The following is a 24146-nucleotide window of genomic DNA, read 5'->3' as shown; positions in this document are numbered from 1 at the left end:
GTTGATCTACTACTCTGATGTAACTAGGGATTACCCTAGCCACTTTAAAGCGCTGTTTAAATAGAGCTGGATGATATGAAAAGTATTATTTTATTTTTCTCTTTGCTAACGATCTTTATATTCCTATCAGGATCATTACCTCTTGGTAACGAGAGTGATTTAGAGAGGGTTGCTTTACCTGAACAGCAATCTCCCTCAGAGCAGAATGATCAGCGTGTTGATAAGTTGTTGCAGGATCAAAAACTAATAATTGGCACTGTTGCCCGATCATATATAGAACGGGAAGAGCCCGCTTATAAAAATGATAGACAAAGCGATCCTGCAAAAAGAGCAGAGTCCAATGTGAACTGCCGTCCAGATGATGAGCAGCGAGAAATGTTGCGCCTGGTGAATAATGCGAGAGCAAGGGCGCGTGAATGTGGTGATGAAATCTTTAAAGCAGCACCATCATTGAGCTGGAACTGTAGGCTCAAACTTGCAGCCTTTGTCCATTCCCAGGATATGATTGACTACGACTATTTCGACCATGAAGGCTCTGATGGTTCCAGTGTCGGGGTTCGCGTGAGCCGTTCAGGTTATGACTGGAGAGCGGTTGGAGAGAACATCGCTGCAGGTTATCCCGACAATAAACAGGTTATGGAAAACCTGCTGTCGAGCCCCACTCATTGCGAAAATATAATGGATCCGAAATTCAGGGAGTTTGGATTTGCTGTAATCGCTACGGATCAAGCCCACTACTACAACTATTGGACTCAGGTATTTGCTCGACAATAAGTGTGTGCCTATAAAAAGAGTAGGTTATTTTGATTCTATTTTTTCCAGGCAGTGCTTGATTAATTCCTGGTTATAAGCTGCCGCATAGTCATAAGCCGCCTGTATAAGTTTAAGATGGATGTCACCCTGGACAACATCTGTAGATCCCTCAAGATAGCGGACGTCACAAACGGTTTTGGCTTTGGAAGCCAGTTCTGGTGGCACTCCCGGTAAACTTGGAGATCGTCCCGCCATAACCAGCAGCCGGTGATCGTTTTTGGCTAATGCGCTTTCTACATCTTGCTCAACATTGGCCTGTTTCAGCCAGGCGAGTGATGCAACACTTTTTCGTTCTTCGGGGCTCAGCTGAGTCATATCCAAATCATTTGGGCTTTGGCAGGCTATGAGTGAAAAAAGTACAGCTAAAATAGTGGCGCGCTTAATCACTGGTTTTCCCATTGTTAATTGTTTTAAGTACTGTTTCCACGATCCAGACTAGCACACCACTCAGTGCACCATACAGATGAGACTCCACTACCACCCGTCCGTTTGCCAGGGATTCACTCCCCGGCATAGGGCCATGCCACTGTTCCCAGCCGATTTTAATAACCAGACCAAGCAGCAGGGCAGCAGAGAGTCGGGGTTCTGAACTGAAATGACGGAGTAAGGCCCAAATCAATAGTCCATGGAGTGCACCTGAGAGCCCTCTGTACCAGATCAGTTCTGGGGTGAAAAACCAAAGTCCCGCTGAGGTGCCTATGATCAGTGGAATAAAGATATAGCTGCACCAGCAGATGCGGGAGTTGGTCAAAAAGAGATACCAGATGAACCACATTCCGATCAGGTTCATCAACAGGTGGCCCCAGCCCAGGTGGACAAGATGAGCAGTCAGTAGACGCCACCATTCACCGTTATTGATCTCACCACGATGGTATTGAAGTAGTTCAGAGAGTGTTGCAGAAAAGAGAGCCAGCCCCAGGCAGACCAAACTGATCGCCAGTGGGCAGATCATGGTTTTAGCGGGCAATGTGATCCTGGTTTGTGCCACCAACGAGCCTTAACCCTGATTACTGCAAACAGGGCAGGCTGGATCCTGCTTTAGTTTTAAGCTGCGCCACTCCATATGCAGGGCATCTAAAAGCAACAGTTTTCCTTCAAGACTTTTGCCGGCACCAGTTAGAACTTTAATCGCTTCTGTTGCCTGGATACTGCCGACTATGCCGACCAAGGGGGCAAGCACGCCGTTTGCTGAGCAGGTCTCGTCCATCTCACCTTCGTCTGCGTAGAGACAATGGTAACAAGGTGAACCCGGTTGGCCGCTAAAGACACTCACCTGACCCTCCATACGAATCGCCGCAGCTGAAACCAGTGGGGTTTGGTGGTGATGGCAGGCCTTGTTGATGGCAAAGCGGGTGGTGAAATTGTCGGTGCCGTCGAGCACGATATCGGCTCGTTCAACCAGTCTGTTTAACTCACTCTCATCCAGCTTTTCGGCAAAGATCTCTATCTCTATCTCAGGATTTATGGCATGAAGGGCTTCACGGGCAGATTCGACTTTCAGTTGCTCTATGCGATCTGTTGTGTGAATGATTTGGCGTTGTAGATTGGTTAAATCCACCCGGTCAAAATCGACAAGATCCAAGCTTCCAACCCCGGCAGCAGCAAGATACATCGCAGCGGGAGAGCCTAAGCCACCTAGTCCGACAATAAGCGCCCGGGACTCGAGCAGTCGCTCCTGCCCTTCGATGCCGATGGATGGCAGCATGATCTGTCGGCTGTAGCGGAGCAGTTGATTGTCATTCATAGAGTGGGTCTGGGCAGGTGAAAAAGTCTGATATAAGCGACAATTTTAGTCGTTAGAGGTACTTTCGCCAATGCTCTGGGCGTTGGTCTCGTAACTGGTGATTCATGCGCTGGTATCGGTCAGCAAAGATTAAACGTGTGCATTTAGAGTCTGTTCTATTGCATCCAAGATTGGCGCGCTCAGTCTCTTCAGTATAGTAATAGAGTGCCCGTTTCAGGCGGTAGAGGAGACGGTTATCAATATGCAGTCCCATTGCAGTCAGACCGGTTTCAATCTGTTCCAAAGAGACCTCCAATAGCTCGTATTCTACCTGTAAGAGGATGGGAGAAATTGGATTTGATTGAATAATACCTGACACATCAGCGAGTAAGGCAGCAGCCGTACTGGCCTGGTTGGGATCCGGGTGGAGTTCGAAAAAGTGAATGTCCCGGTGTTTCACTAAGTCGTGTATGGGGTCACCCATAGCTTCCAATCCTAGCGAAAGTAGGGAAATAATCAAGCGATTTGATAGGCCCCTACTGGATGAGAGGGGTTGCCGACAAGCTGATCATTATGTAAGCAGCTTAATAGAGGTGCGCTTTACTATCCTATGGCTGGCGGGCTTCTGTAACACGCGGATTCCCTGCCAGATCAGTGTGTGTCGTTATCTCGACCATGCCTGCTGACTGTAACAGGGTGGTGACCTGCACAGCCTGACAGTAGCCGTGCTCCAAAATCAGCCATCCGTTCTTTTTAAGATATGCGGGTGCCTGAGCAATGATCAAACGGATATCATTCAATCCATCCTCACCAGAGGCGAGTGCACTGATTGGTTCTTGCGGCAGGTCGCCCTGGGTGAGGTGAGGATCACCGGACTCAATATAGGGTGGATTACTCACCAATATGTCATATTTGGTTCCAATGGGTAGCGCCTTACACCAATCTCCAAGATGAAAGTCGATATTCTTAAAGCCCAGACAATGTGCATTCTCTTCTGCTACTGCCAGTGCCTCAGGAGAGGCGTCTGTTGCGTCAATACTACCTTCTGGGCGCTCACTACTTAGGGCCAGAGCGATTGCGCCACTACCGGTACCTAAATCTGCCAGGGTTGGTTTATCAATGTGTTGTAGATGAAAAAGTGAGCGCTCAACTGCCAGTTCGGTTTCGGCTCTTGGTATCAGGGTGTTCGGAGTGACCCGCAGTGAGAGAGACCAGAATTCTCGCTGTTCGAGGATGTAGGCAATGGGTCTACCGCTGAGTCTCTGCTCTACAAGCTGTTGGTAACTTTGCTCCTGGGATGGGGATAAACTGGCTTCGGGCCAGGCATAGAGGTAGCTTTTAGGCTTGCCCAGAAGATGACAGAGTAGCAGCGAAGCCTCCAGTTCAGGTTGACTGTCGGGTCCGTTTTTGAGGGATTTCTGGGCACTCAGCAGAGCCTCTCTCAGGGTGGTCATGGGTTGAACTCCGACGGCGTCAGGAATCACCCATTGCCGCAAGTTCTTCGAGTTGGTGCTCTCTCAGCAGGGGTTCTACTACCTGATCCAGTGCCCCGGAGATCACCTCGTCAAGCTTATAGAGCGTGAGATTGATACGGTGGTCGGTGAGACGATTCTGTGGAAAATTGTAGGTACGGATGCGCTCAGAACGGTCACCACTACCTACCTGAAGTTTACGTGAGCTTGCCTGCTCAGTGGCGATCTTTTGCTGGGCCTGAGAGAGTAGTTTGGCCTGTAACAGGGACATGGCACGAGCCTTGTTTTTGTGTTGAGAGCGTTCGTCCTGACACTCCACAACAATGCCTGTCGGCAGATGGGTTAAGCGGACTGCAGAGTCTGTTTTATTGACATGCTGTCCTCCTGCACCAGAGGCGCGATAGGTATCGACTCGCAGGTCATTGGTGTTGATCTCTACATCATCCACCTCTTCGACTTCGGGAAGAATGGCAACGGTGCAAGCTGATGTATGGACGCGCCCTTGTGATTCGGTTTCGGGTACCCGTTGCACCCGGTGGGTGCCAGATTCAAACTTCAAACGGGAATAGACTGCACTGCCGCTGATACGGCAGACGATCTCTTTGAAGCCGCCATGTTCCCCTAGGCTCTCGCTGATGGTCTCTGTTTGCCAATTCTGCGACTCTGCATAGCGCAGGTACATGCGGTGCAGGTCGCTGGCAAACAGGGCGGCTTCGGCACCCCCTGTGCCGGCGCGTACTTCAAGAAAGACATTGCGTTGATCATTGGGGTCGGCAGGAATCAGCAGCAGTTGTAATTCTGGTTCAAGGCGTTCCCTGGCGCTCTCAGCGCTAGCGATCTCCTCTTTCGCCAAGGAGGCCATTTCTGGATCAGAGAGCATCTCCCTGGCAGCTTCCACATCCTCTTCGGCTGCAACATACTCACGGAAAGTCACGACCACAGGTTCCAGCTGGGCGTACTCCCGCCCAAGATCCCGGAATTGGTTCTGATTGCTCTGGATCTCTGGATCAGCCATCAGCGCTGTGATCTCTTCAAAACGTTCTGCGATCTGATCCAGCTTGCCGCGGAGTGATGGCTTCATGGTTTGTCGTCTGTTTTCTTGATTTGGAATAGTGTGTTGGCGGCATCCAGTAGTTCGATTTGGCCGTTGAATCCGGCTTGTCGCATTTGTGTACTGGGGGTGTGTAGCAGTTTGTTGGTCAGTGTATGGGCTATGAAACGCAATGCCTCTTCAGGTGTTTTACCCTTGGCAAGCTGCTGCAGGGCTTTCTGCATGACCTCGTCGCGAACCTGCTCAGCATAACAGCGATAGTCCTGGATCAGCTCTACCGCATCCAGTGAGCGCAGCCAGCCCATATAGTCATCCACATACTGTTCGATGATCTCTTCTGCCTGTTCTGCAGCCTCTTCCCGAGAGCGCATGTTTTCCTGGATAACCTCATCCAGATCGTCCACGGTGTAGAGATAGATATCACTTAAATCAGAGACTTCTGGCTCAATATCACGGGGAACGGCAATGTCGACCATGAATATGGGGCGATGTTTTCGCTCCTTCAGAGCGCTCTCAACGGTGCCTTTCCCAAGCACCGGCAGCGGGCTGGCTGTGGATGATATGACGATGTCCGCCTCAGACAGATGATTGCTGAGCTCTGTCAATGCGATGGCATAGCCATCAAACTGAGAGGCCAGCGTGTGTGCCTTCTCTACTGTGCGATTTGCGACGATGATACGGCCGATACCGTTCTGGTTCAGATGTCGAGCTGCCAGTTCTACGGTCTCGCCGGCACCGATAAGGAGTGCCGTCTGTTCCGAGAGGTCACTGAAGATCTGTTTAGCCAGGCTGACAGCGGCAAAAGCAACAGATACAGGGCTATTTCCGATTGCCGTGTCTGTACGGATCTGTTTTGCTGCAGAGAAAGCGTGCTGAAACAGCTTGTAGAGCAGTTTGCCAGTGGTGCCAGCATCTGTTGCGGTCTGATAGGCTGCTTTGACCTGGCCGAGTATCTGTGGCTCTCCGAGAACAAGAGAATCCAAGCCACAGGAGACCCTCAGCAGGTGTTTTACCGCATCCAGGCCAAAATGGTTGTAGAGATAGGGCTGCACCCGACTGTTGGAGAGGCCATGAAAGCGGCTTATCCAGTCGGCGAGAGGCTCATGGTCTTCCTCATTGAGGATGCAGTAGATTTCGGTGCGATTGCAGGTGGAGAGAATGACCGTCTCATTTACCGCCGGATTTTCCTGCAGACTACGCAAAGCGCCAGCAATGATATCAGGCCCAAAGGTAACCTTCTCCCTGATATCCACAGGGGCGGTTTTATGGTTGAGTCCAAGGGCAAGTATCGACATATAAAAGGGTGCGCAGTCTAGTGGATTGGAAATTTTGTTATATCAAAGGGTTAAATTCAAGTTTAATTCGTTTTTTCGAGTAGTGGTGACTGAATTTAGGAATTCGGATTGTTCTATAGCTTAGGGCTATACTTACAAGATTACCCCTGCATTTGCATTAATTTGCTGCGATCCTGGCTTAAAGAGTAGATAAATAGAGTATTGCAGGGTGTAAATTGGACGTAGATTGATGCAGTATGCTGATCACAGGCTACAATGGAAGTCAGCCGAAATTGGTATCTGTGCCCTTAAGTTAATCTTAAGAATCAGGAGTCATGCTGTTAGCAATAAAAAATGCTTATTTGAGGCAAAGGGAAAAGGTGTCTGAAATAGACTATGCTTCTTTAGCTAGCAGAGCTAGCGGATAGCTTGCGAGTCATCGAACAGTAGATAAATGTCGAGGCTGCAGCAAAAAAAACGATTATATGGCTATCTGCAGAGGGGGTTGTGGATTACCCGCATTGCTAAAGTAATGCGATCTCTGTTATTAATATAAAGTCTCAATAAAGCTCGCTCATAAGAAACACTTAAAATTTAATAAATAGGGCGGTTGGGCTTCAAAAAGGCCGCCCATTTGTAGGAGGATTCAATATGCAGATGCGTAAGTTTGTCTACGCAGCGGCCACTGCCGGGTTATTTTTCTCAGGTTCTCTACTGGCCGGTGTCGCAAAAGATCTACCCATTCCGTCAGGTTCGCCTAGTGCAGATGAGATCGCAAATCAGGTCTACTTCGTCAACCATTTCTATTCCTTGAAGAACTTCGGTATCACCAATAACAACAAAGATCCGAAAAGAAGCAATCGGGCAATTCCGGGTAAAATTACAGTGATCCTCAACAAGTCCGCTGGCAGTAAGCCCACCACCATTACTGTAGAGCGTTACCTCAACAACGATTATGCCGACAGTGCTATTAACGGGCAGGATATAGCCATATTCCGTTCCGGTAAGTTGAAGGGTACCGGTATGTTGATTACCGACTACGTTGATGACAATAAGAGCCAATCCTACTCAATCTGGTTGCCGGCACTGAGAAAGATCCGTCGTTTCGCTGAACCTGCACACGATGATGCCTGGGGTGGTACCGATTTTACTTTCGGTGATGTGACACTGCGCAAGCCTAAAGATGAAACACATGAATTGTTGGGTACCGATACCTTTAGTGATTGTCTGGGTGCGATCGATAAAGCTGAGTCTAAAAACAAATATCTGCCTAGTCCGCCAGAAGCGGCATGTGACCACAAAGGCAAAGAGGTTTATAAACTGAAGAGTCAAACCAAGCGTGAGAGCTGGTGGTACGATCATCGCATCAGCTATGTCGATACAAAGACCTACGCTGACTACCGCACCGAGTATTTTAAAGGGGATAAAAAGGTAAAAGTGATCGATAGGGATTGGCAATCCCTGGGATTGGACGATCCTCGTGCTCAATACTGGGGCTATTGGTACGGTAAGACCTTTGAGTCAGGCCATGAGACCTGGGCTGTTATTCCCAGAGAGATCGTTCAATACGATCAACCTTGGCAGGCAGACTATTGGTCTGAAAAGACCCTGAGAAAAATAAAACGCTAATTAAAAAAATCGAAACACCCGACTATTCGGGTGTTTCCACGTTATACGGCTGACCAGCATAAGTCAGCCAACACCATCATTGCGCGCGACAGGCCAAAGGAAGAGGTACTGTGCAGCAGTGAATCCGGGAGGAAGCATTCATGTTCAAACGCTGTAAGTTGTATCAGTCTATCCTGCTTGCCTTGGTCGTACCCAGTGCGGCCGTCGCTGAAGTAGAGATTAGCGGCTATTTGAAAAATGAGACATCAGTCTTTACCAGAGATGGTCAGCTCACGGGCGAAGCCGATACCATGCTGGATCAAGAGGGGCACGATAAAGGGGATCTGCTGAAGTTTGAAAACTCAGCACGAGTCTTCATGAACGGTTATGTCGGTGACTCAATTACCTGGCATGCTGATCTGAATTTTATCTATGACACTGAAGGCGCGAACGACGACTACAAAGGGCATCGACTCTATACGCAACACGACTACCTTCGTGAGCTCTACATGGACACCTCTGTGTTCGATTGGGATTTACGACTTGGTAAACAACAGGTGGTATGGGGAACTGCTGATGGTATCAAGCTACTGGATATCATCAATCCATCTGATTTTCGTGAACTTAACCAGAATGCCATGGAAGACTCCCGCATACCGATCTGGATGATCAATGCAGAGCGCAATATTGGTGACAGCAGCAATATTCAGCTGATTGTATCCCAGGTTGAAGAGAACAAGATTCCAGGCCTCAATTCCGATGGCGATGCTGGACATCCATTCCTCATGAAAGGTGTGGAGACGATCAGTGGCAAGGTAAATGGCTTCTACAACATAGCTCCTGCATTGAGTAATGTGGCTGCGACATTCAACGGTGCAGCAATGGGTGGCGGTTTCACTGGCGGTAGTGCATTACCGGTGGGTCTTAACCTGTTTGCCGGTTTAACCGTAGACGGCTTTGCAGGTAATTTCTGGGATGCTCAGACTACTCCCGGCCTTCTAAATCCGACGGTTCCTACCGATCCTTTAGCCGCTCCAGGTTGGCTGTTACTGAATGCATTTACTCAGTTCGGATTTACTGGACAACCAGGTTTCCCGCCAGGTGTTAATGATCCCAACGGTAACTATGGCGAAACCAACCTGATGCCCATTACCGGCCTGACACCGTTAGATCCAACTGAAGTGACCTGGCAGCCGCAAGCGGCCACCTCAGCATTTGAATATATGTCAAATGCGACCTTTGCCACATTCAATACTTTTACCAGTTTCACTGCAGCTGGTGGTTTGACTGGATTCGAAACTGAGTGGGTCAGAGACTATCCCGATGACAGTGATGTGAATGGTGGATTTCGTTTTAGAAACTCTACCGATGGTGGTTTGAACTGGTCTGTTAACTATTTCTACCACTATGGTGGCAATCCTGATATCGACCTGAGTTGGCATAATGCGGCAGGGGATGAGTTGATCGTACAGCGTGCGCCAACACTGTTTTTTGATACCAATGGCACACCTGGTCCACAGCAGAATGACACCTTCGTTCCTGATGTAGCCAACAGTTTGTCAAGAGATGAGGCCAGAGCGAATTGGGAAGCTGGTAATGCGACTACCATTTTGGCTCACGACAGTGCAGGTAACTATGCCGGTGCATTGGATCCAAGTGCTGTATTGCCAGCCCTGGCTGATGGCAACCCATTCAATGATCCGATTGCCATGGGAACCGGTGCGCCGACATTGCGTTTCACTGAAACCTTGCATCGAGTCAACAGTATCGGCTCTTCATTCGATTATGCGCTGGAAGTGGGTGATGTGCCATTAGTGCTCAGAGGCGAGTTTCTTTACGATGAAGGTGAGAAGCAGCCTGTCATCGATAAGTTTCTGCTGAGTATCGGTGATCTGACCAATGCGCTGAAAATGGAAGATGCTGACTACTTTAAGTATGTCATTGGTGCAGATATTACAGTAGCCACCAATCTGCTGGTGAGCGGTCAATTTATTCAGTTCCGCAATCTCGACTTTATTGAAGAATCGGATACCTGCCGGACTCAAACTGGTGTAACCATGGATTGCAGCCGCTATACCGCCGATTTTGCAACAATGAATCTGGCGAATGGCTTGAAAAAGGGTTACGAAGATAAAGAGTTCTATTCAATCTTTTTCTCCAAACCTTTCGGCGAGTCTCAGGAGCATCGTTGGAACAATATCTTTATCTACGAAGAAGGGGGCGGCAAGTGGAATCGCTTCGATGTGGAGTATACCTTCACCGATACCTTGCTTGCTTCAGTGGAGTGGAACAACTATTGGGGTGATGAAAACACTACCTTTGGCCAGTTCAGAGACTCCTCTAACTTCCAAGTGGGTCTGAAATGGATCTTTGAGTAATTTCTAACGGAGTTACTTGAGTTAACCCTTCGGAAGCAGGCGTTCGCACTTGTCTGTGCGGGCGCCTGCCAAATCGCAGAGATATCGAGGAGTATGGGCCATGAGCGGCTCTGCATCTAATAATCAAACTAATAACTCTATGGCTGAGCGCTACGCGGATTTTGTCATAAAATTCCGTTGGCCTCTGATGCTGATCCTTCTGGTTGTCACTATTGTGGCTGCCCTGCAGATAAAAAATCTGGATATGCGCAACGATCCAGACACGCTATTACCTCCCAGTAATCGCTACGTGGCAACCAATCTCTATGCAGAGCACAACTTCGGCATGGGAAACCTGATGGTTTTCACCTTGCGGATCAACGAAGGTGATGTTTACAAAGGCTGGTTTGTTAATAAGGTTCAAGAGATACACAATCGTTTGGTGAATCTACCCACTGCCCGTGAGTCCAACTTTATCGATATAGCTGCGAAAAAGATCAAATACATGGGTGCTGATGAGAATGGTCTGGTATTCAAACGCCTGATACCGACCGAGGGCATCAGCAGTGAAGCGGAAAAAGCGGAGCAGCAGCTTGTTTTTCTGAAAGATGGTGTGGAAAACAATCCTGTAATAGGGCCGATGTTGATCGGTTTCGAGGATGCTGAAGGGAATAAGTGTGAATTCAAGGATAAGGATTCCAAAAACTGTACTGCCAAGTCCCTCTACATCATTGGCGACTATACCGATGATGTTAAGGAGATCTATCTCCCCTGGGTGCGTGAAATTCGCGCCATGATGGATGAGTATAGTGAGGATGAGAGATTCGAAGTCTTGGTCGCAGGTGAGCCCTACTTCCTGGCCTGGATGTTGGCCGATCTGGTGAATAAATGGTGGCTGTTTGTCATCTCCTTTGCGATTGTTATTGCCGCGCTTTGGTTTGAATTCCGTAACTGGAGAGGATCCCTGTTTCCGATTATTGGTGTCAGTGCAACCATTATACTGACACTCGGGCTGATGGGTTTTTCTGCATTTAAACTTACTACCATGATGGTATTGACCCCAATGTTGCTTCTGGCCATTGGTATTGGTCACTCCGTTCAGGTAACCCGGCGGTTTATGCAGGAGCAGGCTGCATCAGGCAGTTGTGAATCCGCTGCAAGGGTTTCCATATCCCATACAATCGTGCCTGCAAGCTTGTCTATCGTTACCGATATGGTCGGTTTTGCGACCCTTGCCACGGTGGATATCTCGTTTTACAAGGCATACGCCTATTTCGGCATGTTCGGTATGCTGACTCTTTTGTTCACCACCACGACCCTCATACCTCTGCTGATGATGACCTTTCCGTGTAGTTCAAGTGAGACTAAAGCGGGGCACGAGCATGCATGGGAATCAAAGGTTGGTGGTTTTATCTCCGGGCTGCTAACCGGCCCAGGAAAATTGATTCCTATTGGCATTGTTGTGGCGATCATGGGTTGGTCTGTCTACGAGACAGATATTCTGAACGGCACCAGTAAAGATCTGATGCCAGGTGTGGAGAAGGGTATTAACTACTCCCGCGCCGCCTTTAAGGAAAAGTCGATAACCATTCAGCATATCGAGCGTCTGAACGATATCATGCCTGGTGTGATTTCGGTCTCTATTCCGATTCGTGGCAAGGAGCCAACGGCTGAACTCTGTGTTGAGACCTACTTCCCTGAGGAGATCTATGACATAGAGGATCCACTAGAGAAGATCGCACAGTGTGAGAGAGCCAAGGCTGAACTGGGATGTTGGGATCCAGATCCATGCGGTGCTCAGGGCATTTTCAATCAGGCAGATGTCCTGGCTGATATAGAGGCCCTCGAAGAGTGGATGAGAGCCCATCCATTTATCGGTTTTACCGGATCTTATGCACAATATATTCGTTTGGTAAATATGCTGTTGACTGCGGAACCGGGAGAGCAACCGGATGTTAAAGATCTATATATCCCAACCTCAGCAAAACTTCGTTCTATCGATCCGGATGATGACAGGGGTGGTGATGACATAGTTCAGCTCTACAACGGTCTATTGGAGACAATGACTGAAGAGGGGGATATGGACTCCTTCGTCATGAAGAATTGGAATGAAGGTGTGGTGATGGGCTTTGTCAACACCATGGATCCTGTAGAGACGCACCAGGTCACGATGGATATTCAGCAATATATTGAAGACCATAAAAATGATGTAGGATTCCAGAAGGTTAACTTTGGCCTGCGTTCAGGGCCTGTTTCTGATCTCTCAGGTGATACCAATGAACTCTCCGTTGATGGCCCCGGTTATGTCACACCAGGCTTGGGCGGGTTTCTCGGTGCTACAGAGGCTACCCGTGAGGTGGCGGTGGATAACTGGCTCTCTGGACCTCTGTTAACCGCAGCTGCTGTATTCGTTATTGCCGCTCTGATTTTCCGCTCCTTGATCATCTCCAGTATTTTGATGGTGTTGCTGTTCATCACCTTATTCGCCCAATATGGCCTGGGTGGTTACATGACCAGTATCCAGAACTGGTCGGGTAATCTCGCATTCCATCTGCAAGTGGCACTGAGTATCGCCATGGGGTTGGGAATCGATTACGGCATCTACATGATGTCCCGGCTCAAAGAGGAGATGCAGGCAACAGCGGGTAACTGGCAGCAGTCATTGGTCAACACCCTGAATACCACCGGCTCGGCGGTAATCATCTCTGTGGTTGTGCTTTTGGGCTGTTTCATCCCATTGTTGAATACTGATCTGGCAAACACCTGGGGACTGGGTATCTACATCAGTCAGGCACTGTTAATCGATGTAGTTACCGCATTGACCATATTGCCGATGCTGGTAGCCTGGCTGAAACCAAAATTTGTATTTGGTGAATATAAAAACTAGAAAAGTTAACTGGGCTTAGTCTCAGTATGATTTCAAGCCGGCTTTATGCCGGCTTTTTTATTGTCCTGCTGATGAGAAAGAGATCTATCCTCTATTCATAGATGTCGTAGCCTGGATGGAGTGCAGTGGAATCCAGGGGATTAAGCGCACCGAGCACCCCGGATTCCGTCAGGCTACCTTGCTGGGTATCTACATCAGTCAACCACTGTTAAATAATGTGTCTACTGCATTGACCATATTGCGATGCTGGTGACCGCTGATATCTAACCCTCAAGTGCAGATATCAGGATCGTCTGGAAGTTTTATTATGCTCTGTTTGTCGGTTGCGGCGATGTTTGAAAAAGAGTCGCATACGCTCAGTGAATGGCAGATTGCGTAAAGGACAGGTTATAGCTAGTGAGGCAGGTGGGTTCGGTGATTCATCCCAATCGTTGACAATGCAGCCGTCGCTTAATTTGATCAAACGGCTGGCTGCTCTCTTAACATCCGGGTCATGAGATGAAATCAGAAAGGTGGTACCCAGGCGTTCATTCAATGAGTGCATCAGCTCTACCAGGTGTCTGCCGGTAATTGAATCCAGGTTTGCGGTTGGTTCATCAGCTAGAATGATTTTTGGCTCTGTAGCAAGAGCACGGGCAACGGCAACCCGTTGTTGCTGTCCACCAGAGAGTTGATCGGGACGTCGGTATCCCAGATGTTCGATCTCTACCTGATGCAGCCAATGGTTGGCGATCTCCATACTCTCCTGTCTGCTTTTACCCTGGAGTTGACAGACATAAGCGACATTTTCACGAGCACTCAATACGCGAATCAGGTTATAGGCCTGGAATACAAAGCCGATATGGTCAAGACGAAACTGGGTGCGCTGATCCCCTGTCATGCCAAGAATATCCTGGTTCAGAACTTCAACCTTGCCACGATCAGCAGACTCCAAGGAGCCAACAATATTCAATAGCGTGCTTTTTCCCGATCCTGATCGTCCGGCAAGCACTACGAACTCACCCGCTTTAATCTCCAGATTGATACCGTGAAGTGCAGGGTAGGGCATTGTGCCTACCCAGTAGCACTTATGCAGGTCACTGGTTCGGATAATGGTGGTAGCGTTTTCTTCTGACATGGGCAACCTATTGGATACGTAGTGCCTGACTAAGTGACAATCGAGTGGCTTTCCATGCCGGGTAGATACCTGCAAGTAGTGTAGCCGTAAGGGAGGCCAGAAGAATTTTAATGGCTGAGTTTTGGGTCAACTGGGGATGGATAACCGGATCCATATAGAAAAATTCAAAGGCATTGGAGTAACCTGTCAGGTCTATGCCGGAATCAGCGAGCGCGTAGACTATAAGACCTGCGACAAGATAACCCAAAATAGCGCCAATCAGGATTAACAGTACAGCTTCAAGCAATAGCATAAAAAAGAGTTGATAGGGTTTGGTACCGATCGCGATCATTACGCCCAACTCTTTTTGGCGTTCATGAAGGGAGATCAGCATGGTGTTGAGGATCTCAGTGAGTACCAGCACAATGACAACAATCAAGATCACTAATCCATAGGCGTCACTGAATTCGAGCCACTGTCTGACCATTGGATCAAGCTCCTGCCAGGGCATGATTTCATAGGTGTCCTCAGATAGTTGTTGGGCGAATAGACGATATAGTTTATCTGTCTGATAGTGTTCGTCTGCTCTTATCACGATATCGGTAACTGCCTGCTGCATCTGCAACCATTGCTGCGCACCCTTAAGGGTGATCAATGCCAGGGTGCGATCTATTTGTGGCGCCCCTGTCTCCAATATTCCTCGTAAATAGAAGACCTCAGAGATCATCTCGCCACTGGGGCGCTGAGTCATGAGAACTACCCGGTCACCTAATTCAGCACCTAGATTTTGAGCGATGGTCAGGCCTAATAGCAGGTCATTTGTCATACCTGGCTGCAGCCAGCGACCCGATTTGACACTTTGATCCATGGAGGTGACCCATGTCTCCTGCTCTGGATCAGTGGCCATGATTTGCACGCCGGCGCTGCTGCCGCTGACTGAAGCAAGTCCTGAAGTTCGAATGCGTTCAGTCCAGCCGAAAATTTCCGGATAGGACTCCATGAATCGGGTGATCTCCTCCGGATTTGAAATTTGATCGCGTAGATTTTGTGAAACTTCGAACCCTTTAGCGTGGATTTGAACATGCCCGGTAAAGCTAAGAATAAAGTTGGTCTTCATTTGGCTCAGCCAACCATCATTGAGCGCACTCAGTAGGGTCAATGTGGCGATACCAAAAATCATGGTCAACAAGGTGATGGTTGTACGTCGGCGGTTTCGTAATAAATTACGATATGCCAGTGCAAAATAGGTCAGAGGCCCGAGGCGTGTTCGGCTAACCATTTCGAATTGCCTCGACTGGCTGAAGCAGGCTGGCTCGCCAGGCTGGGTAGATGCTGGAGAGGATAGAGGCGAAGAAAATGGCACTGGCAGTGATGCCGAGATGGTCAAGTTTTAAATGGGGATAGATCAATGGGTCGACATAAAATCGAGAGGTCGATCCAAGTAGAATTGAGAGATCAATGCCGACCATTCCTGTGATTGAAATTAGGGTATACCCAAGCAGGATCCCAAGCAGAATACCTAAAATACCGATGATCCCCGCCTCAGTCATCATCAACAGCGCAATCTGTCGACGGGTAGTACCGATGGCCATCAGAATCCCGAATTCCCGGGTTCTATCCAACATGGATAACAGTAAGGTATTCAACTCTCCGGCCAAGACAATAAAGAGTACAACCCCAAGGAAGAGGAAGAGAAAACCATTGTGCAGAGTAACCCACTCCTTCATTACCGGAAACATAATATACCAGGGCATGATCTCTAGATTTTCGTCGGATAGCGCAAGATTAAGATTTGTAATCAACTCGGGAAGTAGTTTCTCATCGATATTGATCACAAAGGTTGTTACACGTGCTTGCATATCTACCATCTCCTGGAGCGTTGCAAGGCTGGTGATGGCCATACCCTTATCAAGGCCCATTTCACCACTGGTGATGATGCCAACCAGTGTGAATGATTCAGCGATCATTGCACCATATCGGTCATAGCCGATTATGATTACCTCATCTCCGAGATTGACCTGAAGGTTGTTTGCTGTCGTTGCACCAAGTATTAGTGTGTAACTGTCATCCGGTTGTAGAAAGCGGCCAATGCCGATTCGTCTATTAAGTTCGGTAACTCTTGTTTCATTGACTGGATCCATGCCGATCAGCATCACCCCTTGGGTGGTGCTATCCGAAGCCGCCAGGCCAAATGATTCCAGTCGCTGACTGTAGTTTTCAACGCCAGCACTCTCAAGAGCGTTGGAGACTCTATCAGCATTGGGGATAGCCAGTGAGAGGTTGGGTTGTTGAAAAAAGCCTTCACGGTGTATTTGTAGAGTACCGATGATTGCTTTCTGAAAATTGCCGAGCATGTTTCGGTGAAGACCCTCATTGAATCCCCAAAGGAAGATCAATGAAGCAAGGCCGACAGAAATAGCACCTGCAGTCAGCAGGGTACGTCGAGGGTGCCCCACAAGATTTCGCAGTGCCATGGTTAATAGATTGGTGTTGAACGATGACATCGAGTAGGCAATCCACTGCCTGGTCTTTGTTAACAGGCCCTAAGAGATAATCTCGGTCAGCTTTCCGCCACAGGTGATCTTCAGCCTATTGTTTTTGCATAGGTGAAAAGAGCTGTGGTTCCAGCGGTATGTCGAACTGTATCGATTGTAGGGTGATAATTGTGCTTTTTCCTTCTCCATCCTGGGGTTGCATGGTCCATCGTGTTGGTATCACCCTTCCTCCCATCTCCTCTATCTGGTCAAATACCATCATGCGTTTGACCCTTTTCTTACAATGGTAAGCCATATCCAGAGGAATGCCATCCCCACGAATGCGTCTGATCAGTTTTTTCCAGGTAACTGTGGTCTCAGGGGCCGGGATAGATTCAATCGTAATGATGGCGTCGTCACCCTCACCCTGCTGATCGATGATTTGATGTGTATGCCCGTCGATCATCGTGTCAGTTTCCAGCAGATCCTGGTTATTGAAATCAGAACCCATCCAGGGATCTTGCATCATTGCGGGGGAGATTTTGATCTGACGACGAAGTTTGGGTAGATACATAGAAAGGACATTGTCCACCTTAAGAAATACCGTTCCCTTGGTTTTCCGGGGTGAGAGTATCTCCATGCGAAAGCGATTATCACGCATATCGTCATGGCTGCGAAAGGTCATGGTTCTTTGCCAGTCTGGACGCAGGATGTCGATGCGGTACTCTGCAACGGTACCCTCTGAACGCATAAGCGCTTCTGTCTTTTGTAACAATTCAAGCGCTTCCTTTGCGGAATCACCAGCCAACGTCCCTGAAGTGGTGAGAATAAGCAGCCAAAATGTTGTGAAGACTCTAACCATTGAAAAACATACTCTGAAACTCGGAAATCATTCAATGCCATTATAAGCATTTCATGATATATAGCCAGTTTAAGGCAAGTGGCCGAGTGCAAAGCGGTTTCTGTTTTAAAGAGAATAGAGTGATTTCTCTTTTTAAACAGCAGCTTGAGTATGTTATCGGCTGCTATGTAGTTGATTCATCGCCTTTTGGAGTTCCCCTTGCAGGATCACTGGCAGGCAGTCGATTGCCTTGTCGATCCCCTGATCGATGGACTCTCTATCGGCTTTTGATGGGCGGCCGAGTACATAATTGACCACTGCAGCTCGGTCATTTGGGTGGTCAATGCCGATTCGTAAGCGGTGAAAATTACGATTACCCAGGGCACTCATGATATCCCTCAGGCCATTGTGTCCAGCGTGACCGCCCCCGGTTTTAAGGCGAACCTCTCCTGGCGCCAGGTCAAGCTCATCATGGACAACCAGAATCTCATTTGGGTCAATCCGAAAGTAGTTGGCCAGACTTGAAAGTGCCTGTCCGCTTCTATTCATGAAAGTGGTCGGCTTTAACAATCTTACCTCTTCACCATGCAGATTCAATTTACAGACCTGACCATGGTGTCTCGATTCCATTCGGAAGGGCTGGTGATGTTGATCTGCAAGTTTGTCGACAAACCAAAAGCCAGCGTTGTGGCGTGTCAGGTCGTAGTCTGGGCCAGGATTGCCGAGACCGACAATGAGCCTAATGGGTTGGGATGGCATGGGAGGTGTACTTTGGGGAGATAAGGGGGGGTGACCCCCCCTTGGGATACAGGTCTATTCTGTACCTTCCTCACCCTCTTCAGAATCAGCAGATTCCTCATCTTCACCCTTATGGGTGGCGTGAATGGTCACGATGATAGGATCTTCATTACCTTCATGGGTGATCAACTCAACACCATCAGGGAATTTAACTTCAGAAGCATGCAGAACAGCCCCAAGTTCCAGGTTGCCCAGATCAATCTCGATGAATTCGGGCAGATCCTTAGGCAGACAGCTGATCTCCATGTCAGTCATCACATGGCTGGCTTGTCCGCCGGACTTGACGCCGGGGCAGGTCGCCTCATTGATGAAGTGTATCGGTACATGCAGGCGAATCTTCTCATCAGCCTGTACTCGCTGAAAGTCTACATGTAGCAGGAAAGGCTTTGCTGGATGGCGCTGCAGATCTTTCAATACAACAGTCTCTTCCTTGCCATCAATTTTCAGAGAGAGCAGGTTCGAGTAGAAACCCTCATTCTCGAGCGAATGGACAATTTCATTGTGCTGCAGGGAGATCGGGGTTGGATCCTTGTGTGCACCATAGACGATGCCTGGGATCAGGCCGGCGCGACGCAGGCGGCGGCTCGCACCTTTCCCATTATCGCTCCGTAACTGGGCGTTGATTTCAAAACTGGCAGACATGGTTTTCTCCGTATCTGTTAGGTCAATAGGGATGCCGCTTCGCGACCAAGCAGCACCACCGCTGCATTGACAGCGGACGCGCGATTCTATCAGGATTGGCCAGAATTTCCAGCCCCAAAATAGAAAACCGCCACTGTTTGGCGACAGTGGCGGTTTTCAGTCTTCCGTTATAAGCTGGTTTTGCCCGATTGATCTCCGCATCAATATCTTCGTCATGGAATTGGATCATAGATAGCTTCTCAATTGCCCGGTCTGGCAACTGACTAAAGGATCGGGGGATTTGATTGGTGCAGGTCTGAGCGTCGGGTACTGTTCAGTCGATGAATAGAGAGCTGACCGACTCTTCATTTGAGACACGGCGCATGGTTTCAGCGAGCAGTTCAGCAATCGATACCTGACGTATAACACTACACTGCTTTGCCTCTTCCGATAGAGGGATTGTATTGGTGACCACCAACTCATCTAGCTGAGAGTTGCTCAAATTTGTAACTGCAGGGCCAGATAGTACAGGATGGGTACAGTAGGCAACCACTTTCGCCGCACCATGATCCTTCAAGGCGTTGGCTGCCTGACAAAGGGTGCCGGCTGTGTCCACCAGGTCATCGATGAGGATGCAGCTGCGGCCCTCGACCTTACCGATGATGTTCATTACTTTGGCTTCATTGGGCTGAGGACGACGTTTGTCGATAATTGCAAGATCTGCATCATCCAGACGTTTTGCCAGTGCCCGGGCTCGCACTACACCACCAACATCGGGTGAGACAACAACAATATCTGGGTGCTTTTGGCGCCATACATCTCCCAGCAGGATTGGGGAAGCGTAGACATTGTCGACTGGGATGTCGAAAAATCCCTGAATCTGGTCTGCATGGAGGTCGACAGTCAATACGCGATCAGCGCCAGCGGTAGCGATCATCTTGGCTGCCAGTCTGGCAGTAATCGGCACCCTGGCAGAGCGTGGACGTCTGTCCTGACGGGCATAACCAAAATATGGAATGACCGCGGTGATGCGGTCGGGAGATGACCAGCGCATAGCGTCGATCATCACCAGTAGTTCCATCAGGTTTTCATTAGTGGGCGCGGATGTCGGTTGAACGATGAAAATATCGCGGCCTCGAACATTCTCATGGATCTCAGCCATGACTTCGCCATCGCTGAATCGTCCCACTTGCATCTTACCCAGTGGGAGATTGAGATGACTCACGATTTCGGCAGTGAGTGCTGAGTTGGCATTGCCCGAGAAGACCGTCATGGCGTTGGATGGCACGGTACTAATCCTCTGTCGTGAAAATGGTTTGCAGAGAAATGGCTGGGGCGGCAGGATTCGAACCTACGCATGCTGGGATCAAAACCCAGTGCCTTACCGCTTGGCGACGCCCCAATTAACTCTTTTCTTTCTGGAACATGTCCAGCAATGGGGAGCTGTTAAGCCCCTGAGCAACAAAACCCGTGAGATCGGTAGGAAGCCGATCCAGCATCTCATCTGCCTCTCGCCGTTCAGCGAATTCTGCAAATAAGCATGCCCCTGTACCCGTCAGTCGTGCATCGGCATGCCGATTAAGCCAATCCATTGCCTTTGCTACTTGAGGGTAGCGTCTGATGACTACGGGCAGGCAGTCATTCTGTTTGTTGCCATCTAGAAAGGCGCGTATTTTGATGCGGGGTGAGTGGCGTGTCAAATCAGGTTGTCCGAATATCTCCGCTGTGGAGATGTGACAAGGGGGATGTATCACCAAAAACCAGCTCTCCGGGAGCTCTATGTCTGTGATTTTCTCACCAATTCCTTCTGCCCAGGCTGCATGCCCATGGATGAAGATGGGCACATCAGCACCCAGGGAGAGTCCGATATCCATTAGCTGTTGATTGCTTAAATTTATATCCCAAAGTCGATTCAGAGCGACCAGCGTGGTTGCTGCATCTGAACTGCCGCCACCGAGTCCCCCCCCTATAGGCAGGGACTTCCGCAGGTAAATGTCTGCTCCAAATGGTGTTTTACTCTGGTTTTGTAAGATTTTAGCAGCCCGAAAAGAGAGGTTTTGCTCCTTTGTGACACCAGGCAGGTTATCGGATAGGTGAATCTCTGCGTCACTGCGCAGATGAAAATCGAGCTGGTCAGAGTGGTCTAGGAATTGAAATACTGTCTGCAGGTTGTGGTAACCATCAGCCCTTCTGCCTGTAATGCGTAGCATCAGATTGAGTTTTGCGGGGGCCGGACAGCTTAAAAAATCCGGGGAGTGCTTCGGATGAGTTGACACAGAGTTGTCTGAATCTAGTTTTCAACACCCAGGCGCATCATGGCGGGTCTGATAAAACGATTATCAGGCTCTCTCTCATTTGCCGCATCCCAGATTTCAAGAGCACGTTGCTGTTGCCCCATGACCCATAGCACTTCTCCCAGATGGGATGCGATTTCAGCATCAGGGCTGATTTCAGCCGCCTTTTCAAGATGAGCCAGAGCGGCTTCATAATTGCCGAGACGGTACTCAACCCAGCCGATACTATCCAAAATCGCAGGATTGTCCGGTTTCAGTGAAAGTGCCATCTGAATATACTCTTTTGCCTCATCGAGTCGGTCAGTTTGATCCGCCAGGGTGTAACCCAGTGCATTCAAGGCGTCAGCATGTTTGGGTTGAGTTGCAAGGATCTTGCGGAGATCCTGCTCCAGCAGGTCGACCCGTTTCAGGTCGGCAGCATTGAGTCCGCGGGCATAAAGCAGCTCTATGTTGTCTGCAAATCGGCCAAGAGCCTTAGTGTAAACCTCATGTGCTAAGGCGTAGTCACGTGCCTCTCGCAGTAACTCTGCCTCTATCATGTAGAATTTTAGCTGATCACGTGACTGGTTTACCCGCAGGCGCTGCAGTGTCTCTCTGGCCTGTTTGAGATTGCCTTGATCGGAGAGAATTTTAGCGATGCGTACCTGGGCATCGGCTAAATGCTTTCCTTCAACGCGGCTATAGCGATCGAGGGCGCTTTCAACTGCTTCTTGCTCTTCAGCGATAGCCCCCAGGTAAAAATTGGCCTCATTACGTTTAGATCTGTTTTTGGTCAGTTTTGATAGATAGTTTGATGCCTCGTCATATTGGTCGAGCTGCATGTAGATCATGCCGAGTGAGAAAGTGAAATCGCTGTTATCCGGTGCCAGTTGATGGAGCTTCAGAAACTGCTGCAGTGAGGCTTCAGGTTGATTAACCTCCAGAAGTACTCTTGCGTATGCATGTCCAAGTTTGATGTTGTCAGGCTGATCCTGGACGGCTTGTTTAAGAAATTCGACCCCCTTTTGATCCTGTTTTAACGCAATCAATGTATGGGCTTTAAGCACCAGGCTTTGTGTGGATTTAGGGTCGATCAGGAGGGATTTCTCAATATATCCAAGAGCTAATTCACGTTGTTTGGCGTGATTGGCAACCAGGGCGAGGGCGTAAAGCGCCTGGCTGGAATCTGTATCCTGAGGAATCAGTTGCTGCATTATCGCCAGGGATTTATTGGGATTCCCGGATTTTTCGGCGATGGCTGCCGCCTGTACGTAGCCTGATTGGCCATTCTTGTTGGCAATTTTTATTACCTTTTGAAGCTGAGTAATGGCCTCGTTCATTTGCTCAGCGCGAATATTGATGATGGCAGCAATTTGGTAGGCCTTAAGCTCATCCGGATCTATTTCCATCCACAGCTTGGCTGCGGTCAGTGCCTCATCTGGAAGATTGGCTTGCAGCGCAAGGCTGGTAGCGCGTTCTGCAGACATGGCATCTCTCGACTCCCTGGCAACCTGCAGCGCATGCTCGAAAGCCATAGGCTGCTTACCCCGTTGGGCTGCAATTTCACTGGCCAGAGTGTGGTAGACGAGGTCGTTTGTCAGCGAATCTGAAGTCTGTTCTGTCAGCTTTGAACTCTTCTCAGTTTCTACCGGGGCAGATGAGCTGGGCGCATTGAGGTTTGGGTTGCCGGCACAGGCAGAAAGAAGCAGGCAGATTAAGATGGTGGCTCTATTCATTTGGTTCGCTGATTTCATGCGCCTTCAATGCGCTGTAATTCGTCGGGTTTACTGTTCTAGTGTACCTCGTCATAGACTCTGTACCATTCAGAGCCGCCCCAATACGTCAGATCAAGGCATGCCTAGCGGCTAACCCCTTCCAGGCTCGCTGAATGGTACAGAGTCTATGACGAGGTACACTAGGCTCTAGTAGAAATGTAAATGACACTGGCTGCAAGCCTTAATTCTGAACAGGTCTATGAAGTAGACAAAAAAATGTTTGAAATGTTTATTGACTTTGGCAAGGCTTGGCGTCAGAATGCCCGGCTCTCGCTAGGAGGGGTTCCCGAGTGGCCAAAGGGATCAGACTGTAAATCTGACGGCTCAGCCTTCGGAGGTTCGAATCCTCCCCCCTCCACCAGGTAACATTGAGAATGAGGTTTTTATTATCCTGCATCTCGATATATCCTTCCGTGCTGTAGTGCAGAGGGAGGAAGCGAACCTGAGTTGGTTCGTTAGTAGTGGCGCTTAAAGCGACTTTTGGATTATAAAGTGCTTGGCGCAATGCCCTCAGGGCAAAGGGTCGGAGGCTGGGAGCAACCTTCTATCCTCTGCTGTGTTGGTTTGTAGCGGTTATGGTGAGCGACGCGTCGCTTGGCTGCGCGGGTGTAGTTCAATGGTAGAACTTCAGCCTTCCAAGCTGAATACGTGGGTTCGATTCCCATCACCCGCTCCATTGATTATCTTAGGTCAATTTAGTTTGATTGGCCAATCGACGGCGTACTGCGTGGCGGTATCGCCGTTTGTTCTGTGCCGACGGTCGAGTTGCTGTGTTGTGACCTATATAGACTTTAGGTGATGAAAATTTGCCCAGATAGCTCAGTTGGTAGAGCACACCCTTGGTAAGGGTGAGGTCGGCAGTTCAAATCTGCTTCTGGGCTCCAAATATTGAACGGCGTGCGGAAGCGCGCGAATTTGTCTTTATACAATAAATAGAGAACCTGGAGAGAAACTCATGTCCAAGGAAAAATTCGAACGCACAAAGCCGCATGTCAATGTGGGCACGATTGGTCACGTAGACCACGGCAAGACCACGCTGACGGCGGCCATCACAACAGTCCAGGCGGCCAAGTATGGTGGCGA

The 24146-nt window shown here is 49.1% G+C and carries 22 protein-coding genes and 4 tRNA genes; 8 read left to right on the top strand and 18 right to left on the bottom strand.

Annotated elements, in window-relative coordinates:
- Positions 1–75: 75 nt before the first annotated feature.
- Positions 76–774, top strand: coding sequence for a CAP domain-containing protein (locus tag AC4IFB_RS13760; protein WP_490780459.1), 699 nt, complete (start codon positions 76–78; stop codon positions 772–774).
- A 24-nt stretch (positions 775–798) separates the two neighbouring features.
- Here the strand turns inward: AC4IFB_RS13760 and AC4IFB_RS13755 are convergent, their stop codons facing one another.
- From AC4IFB_RS13755 to hemA, 7 genes are all read right to left on the bottom strand, one after another.
- Positions 799–1200: a glutamyl-tRNA amidotransferase gene (locus AC4IFB_RS13755; RefSeq protein ID WP_490780458.1), complete on the bottom strand. Its 402-nt coding sequence runs from the start codon at positions 1198–1200 to the stop codon at positions 799–801.
- Positions 1193–1801 carry a rhombosortase gene (gene rrtA, locus AC4IFB_RS13750; protein ID WP_490780457.1) on the bottom strand — a complete coding sequence of 203 codons (609 nt, stop codon included), beginning with the start codon at positions 1799–1801 and terminating at the stop codon, positions 1193–1195. The genes AC4IFB_RS13755 and rrtA overlap by 8 nt, the downstream gene beginning before the upstream one ends.
- 9 nt (positions 1802–1810) lie before the next feature.
- Positions 1811–2557, bottom strand: coding sequence for a HesA/MoeB/ThiF family protein (locus AC4IFB_RS13745; protein WP_490775036.1), 747 nt, complete (start codon positions 2555–2557; stop codon positions 1811–1813).
- 52 nt (positions 2558–2609) lie between these two features.
- Complete coding sequence (locus AC4IFB_RS13740; RefSeq protein WP_490775037.1) at positions 2610–3020, bottom strand: hypothetical protein; 411 nt, start codon at positions 3018–3020, stop codon at positions 2610–2612.
- A gap of 124 nt (positions 3021–3144) precedes the next feature.
- Positions 3145–3990: a peptide chain release factor N(5)-glutamine methyltransferase gene (gene prmC / locus AC4IFB_RS13735; RefSeq protein ID WP_490780456.1), complete on the bottom strand. Its 846-nt coding sequence runs from the start codon at positions 3988–3990 to the stop codon at positions 3145–3147.
- A gap of 19 nt (positions 3991–4009) precedes the next feature.
- The gene (prfA, locus tag AC4IFB_RS13730; protein ID WP_490775039.1) at positions 4010–5089 is read right to left on the bottom strand and encodes a peptide chain release factor 1; all 1080 of its coding nucleotides are present in this window, start codon (positions 5087–5089) and stop codon (positions 4010–4012) included.
- On the bottom strand, positions 5086–6354 hold the full coding sequence (gene hemA / locus AC4IFB_RS13725; RefSeq protein ID WP_490775040.1) for a glutamyl-tRNA reductase: 1269 nt from the start codon (positions 6352–6354) through the stop codon (positions 5086–5088). The genes prfA and hemA overlap by 4 nt, the downstream gene beginning before the upstream one ends.
- A 630-nt stretch (positions 6355–6984) precedes the next feature.
- On the opposite strand from hemA, the gene AC4IFB_RS13720 reads away from it, so the two are divergent.
- The 3 genes from AC4IFB_RS13720 (at position 6985) to AC4IFB_RS13710 (ending at position 13185) form a co-directional block, all read left to right on the top strand.
- Entirely contained in the window at positions 6985–7962 is a 978-nt protein-coding gene (locus AC4IFB_RS13720) for an outer membrane lipoprotein-sorting protein (protein ID WP_490775041.1), read from the top strand.
- Positions 7963–8102: 140 nt separating this feature from the next.
- Positions 8103–10319, top strand: a complete 2217-nt coding sequence (locus AC4IFB_RS13715) for an RNA polymerase-associated protein rapA (protein ID WP_490780455.1) — start codon at positions 8103–8105, stop codon at positions 10317–10319.
- Between the two features lie 100 nt (positions 10320–10419).
- Positions 10420–13185 carry an efflux RND transporter permease subunit gene (locus AC4IFB_RS13710; RefSeq protein ID WP_490775043.1) on the top strand — a complete coding sequence of 922 codons (2766 nt, stop codon included), beginning with the start codon at positions 10420–10422 and terminating at the stop codon, positions 13183–13185.
- A gap of 283 nt (positions 13186–13468) precedes the next feature.
- Here the strand turns inward: AC4IFB_RS13710 and AC4IFB_RS13705 are convergent, their stop codons facing one another.
- The 11 genes from AC4IFB_RS13705 to AC4IFB_RS13655 all read right to left on the bottom strand — a co-directional run bounded on the left by AC4IFB_RS13705 (position 13469) and on the right by AC4IFB_RS13655 (position 23024).
- Positions 13469–14302 (bottom strand): ABC transporter ATP-binding protein, encoded by an 834-nt coding sequence (locus AC4IFB_RS13705; RefSeq protein WP_490780454.1) that lies wholly within the window; start codon positions 14300–14302, stop codon positions 13469–13471.
- Positions 14303–14309: 7 nt separating this feature from the next.
- Complete coding sequence (locus AC4IFB_RS13700) at positions 14310–15560, bottom strand: FtsX-like permease family protein (protein ID WP_490780453.1); 1251 nt, start codon at positions 15558–15560, stop codon at positions 14310–14312.
- Complete coding sequence (locus tag AC4IFB_RS13695) at positions 15553–16785, bottom strand: ABC transporter permease (protein ID WP_490775046.1); 1233 nt, start codon at positions 16783–16785, stop codon at positions 15553–15555. Before AC4IFB_RS13695 ends, AC4IFB_RS13700 begins: the two co-directional genes overlap by 8 nt.
- A gap of 85 nt (positions 16786–16870) precedes the next feature.
- Positions 16871–17617: an outer membrane lipoprotein-sorting protein gene (locus AC4IFB_RS13690; RefSeq protein ID WP_490775047.1), complete on the bottom strand. Its 747-nt coding sequence runs from the start codon at positions 17615–17617 to the stop codon at positions 16871–16873.
- Positions 17618–17770: 153 nt separating this feature from the next.
- Positions 17771–18355: an aminoacyl-tRNA hydrolase gene (gene pth, locus AC4IFB_RS13685; RefSeq protein WP_490780452.1), complete on the bottom strand. Its 585-nt coding sequence runs from the start codon at positions 18353–18355 to the stop codon at positions 17771–17773.
- A 54-nt stretch (positions 18356–18409) separates the two neighbouring features.
- Positions 18410–19036, bottom strand: coding sequence for a 50S ribosomal protein L25/general stress protein Ctc (locus tag AC4IFB_RS13680; RefSeq protein WP_490775049.1), 627 nt, complete (start codon positions 19034–19036; stop codon positions 18410–18412).
- Positions 19037–19058: 22 nt separating this feature from the next.
- On the bottom strand, positions 19059–19265 hold the full coding sequence (locus tag AC4IFB_RS13675; RefSeq protein WP_490775050.1) for a hypothetical protein: 207 nt from the start codon (positions 19263–19265) through the stop codon (positions 19059–19061).
- Positions 19266–19349: 84 nt separating this feature from the next.
- On the bottom strand, positions 19350–20288 hold the full coding sequence (locus AC4IFB_RS13670) for a ribose-phosphate diphosphokinase (protein ID WP_490775053.1): 939 nt from the start codon (positions 20286–20288) through the stop codon (positions 19350–19352).
- A 54-nt stretch (positions 20289–20342) separates the two neighbouring features.
- Positions 20343–20417 (bottom strand) — tRNA-Gln (locus AC4IFB_RS13665).
- A 1-nt stretch (position 20418) separates the two neighbouring features.
- A complete protein-coding gene (gene ispE, locus AC4IFB_RS13660) occupies positions 20419–21291 on the bottom strand; it encodes a 4-(cytidine 5'-diphospho)-2-C-methyl-D-erythritol kinase (protein WP_490780451.1) in 873 nt (290 codons plus the stop codon).
- A 14-nt stretch (positions 21292–21305) separates the two neighbouring features.
- A complete protein-coding gene (locus tag AC4IFB_RS13655; protein ID WP_490775052.1) occupies positions 21306–23024 on the bottom strand; it encodes a tetratricopeptide repeat protein in 1719 nt (572 codons plus the stop codon).
- Positions 23025–23339: 315 nt separating this feature from the next.
- Here AC4IFB_RS13655 and AC4IFB_RS13650 point away from each other — a divergent pair.
- The 4 genes from AC4IFB_RS13650 to AC4IFB_RS13635 form a co-directional block, all read left to right on the top strand.
- Positions 23340–23424: transfer RNA gene (locus tag AC4IFB_RS13650), tRNA-Tyr, on the top strand.
- Positions 23425–23665: 241 nt separating this feature from the next.
- Positions 23666–23739, top strand: a tRNA-Gly gene (locus AC4IFB_RS13645).
- A gap of 132 nt (positions 23740–23871) precedes the next feature.
- A tRNA-Thr gene (locus tag AC4IFB_RS13640) sits at positions 23872–23947 on the top strand.
- A 71-nt stretch (positions 23948–24018) separates the two neighbouring features.
- The coding region (locus AC4IFB_RS13635; protein ID WP_490775054.1) for a GTP-binding protein at positions 24019–24146 on the top strand (128 nt) is incomplete at its 3' end.

The sequence above is a fragment of the Candidatus Thiodiazotropha sp. AKIB8 genome (assembly GCF_058244675.1).
Note: the sequence above shows the minus strand (reverse complement) of the source record. Positions and strands in the feature narration are given on the sequence as shown.

Coding starts and splice junctions, on each gene's coding strand:
- AC4IFB_RS13705 (WP_490780454.1), bottom strand. CDS start 14,302: ATGTCAGAAGAAAACGCTACCACCATTATCCGAACCAGTGACCTGCAT.
- AC4IFB_RS13710 (WP_490775043.1), top strand. CDS start 10,420: ATGAGCGGCTCTGCATCTAATAATCAAACTAATAACTCTATGGCTGAG.
- AC4IFB_RS13700 (WP_490780453.1), bottom strand. CDS start 15,560: ATGGTTAGCCGAACACGCCTCGGGCCTCTGACCTATTTTGCACTGGCA.
- AC4IFB_RS13740 (WP_490775037.1), bottom strand. CDS start 3,020: ATGGGTGACCCCATACACGACTTAGTGAAACACCGGGACATTCACTTT.
- AC4IFB_RS13680 (WP_490775049.1), bottom strand. CDS start 19,036: ATGTCTGCCAGTTTTGAAATCAACGCCCAGTTACGGAGCGATAATGGG.
- AC4IFB_RS13655 (WP_490775052.1), bottom strand. CDS start 23,024: ATGAATAGAGCCACCATCTTAATCTGCCTGCTTCTTTCTGCCTGTGCC.
- prfA (WP_490775039.1), bottom strand. CDS start 5,089: ATGAAGCCATCACTCCGCGGCAAGCTGGATCAGATCGCAGAACGTTTT.
- AC4IFB_RS13695 (WP_490775046.1), bottom strand. CDS start 16,785: ATGTCATCGTTCAACACCAATCTATTAACCATGGCACTGCGAAATCTT.
- AC4IFB_RS13715 (WP_490780455.1), top strand. CDS start 8,103: ATGTTCAAACGCTGTAAGTTGTATCAGTCTATCCTGCTTGCCTTGGTC.
- hemA (WP_490775040.1), bottom strand. CDS start 6,354: ATGTCGATACTTGCCCTTGGACTCAACCATAAAACCGCCCCTGTGGAT.
- AC4IFB_RS13670 (WP_490775053.1), bottom strand. CDS start 20,288: ATGACGGTCTTCTCGGGCAATGCCAACTCAGCACTCACTGCCGAAATC.
- AC4IFB_RS13675 (WP_490775050.1), bottom strand. CDS start 19,265: ATGATCCAATTCCATGACGAAGATATTGATGCGGAGATCAATCGGGCA.
- prmC (WP_490780456.1), bottom strand. CDS start 3,990: ATGACCACCCTGAGAGAGGCTCTGCTGAGTGCCCAGAAATCCCTCAAA.
- pth (WP_490780452.1), bottom strand. CDS start 18,355: ATGCCATCCCAACCCATTAGGCTCATTGTCGGTCTCGGCAATCCTGGC.
- AC4IFB_RS13760 (WP_490780459.1), top strand. CDS start 76: ATGAAAAGTATTATTTTATTTTTCTCTTTGCTAACGATCTTTATATTC.
- AC4IFB_RS13745 (WP_490775036.1), bottom strand. CDS start 2,557: ATGAATGACAATCAACTGCTCCGCTACAGCCGACAGATCATGCTGCCA.
- AC4IFB_RS13690 (WP_490775047.1), bottom strand. CDS start 17,617: ATGGTTAGAGTCTTCACAACATTTTGGCTGCTTATTCTCACCACTTCA.
- AC4IFB_RS13720 (WP_490775041.1), top strand. CDS start 6,985: ATGCAGATGCGTAAGTTTGTCTACGCAGCGGCCACTGCCGGGTTATTT.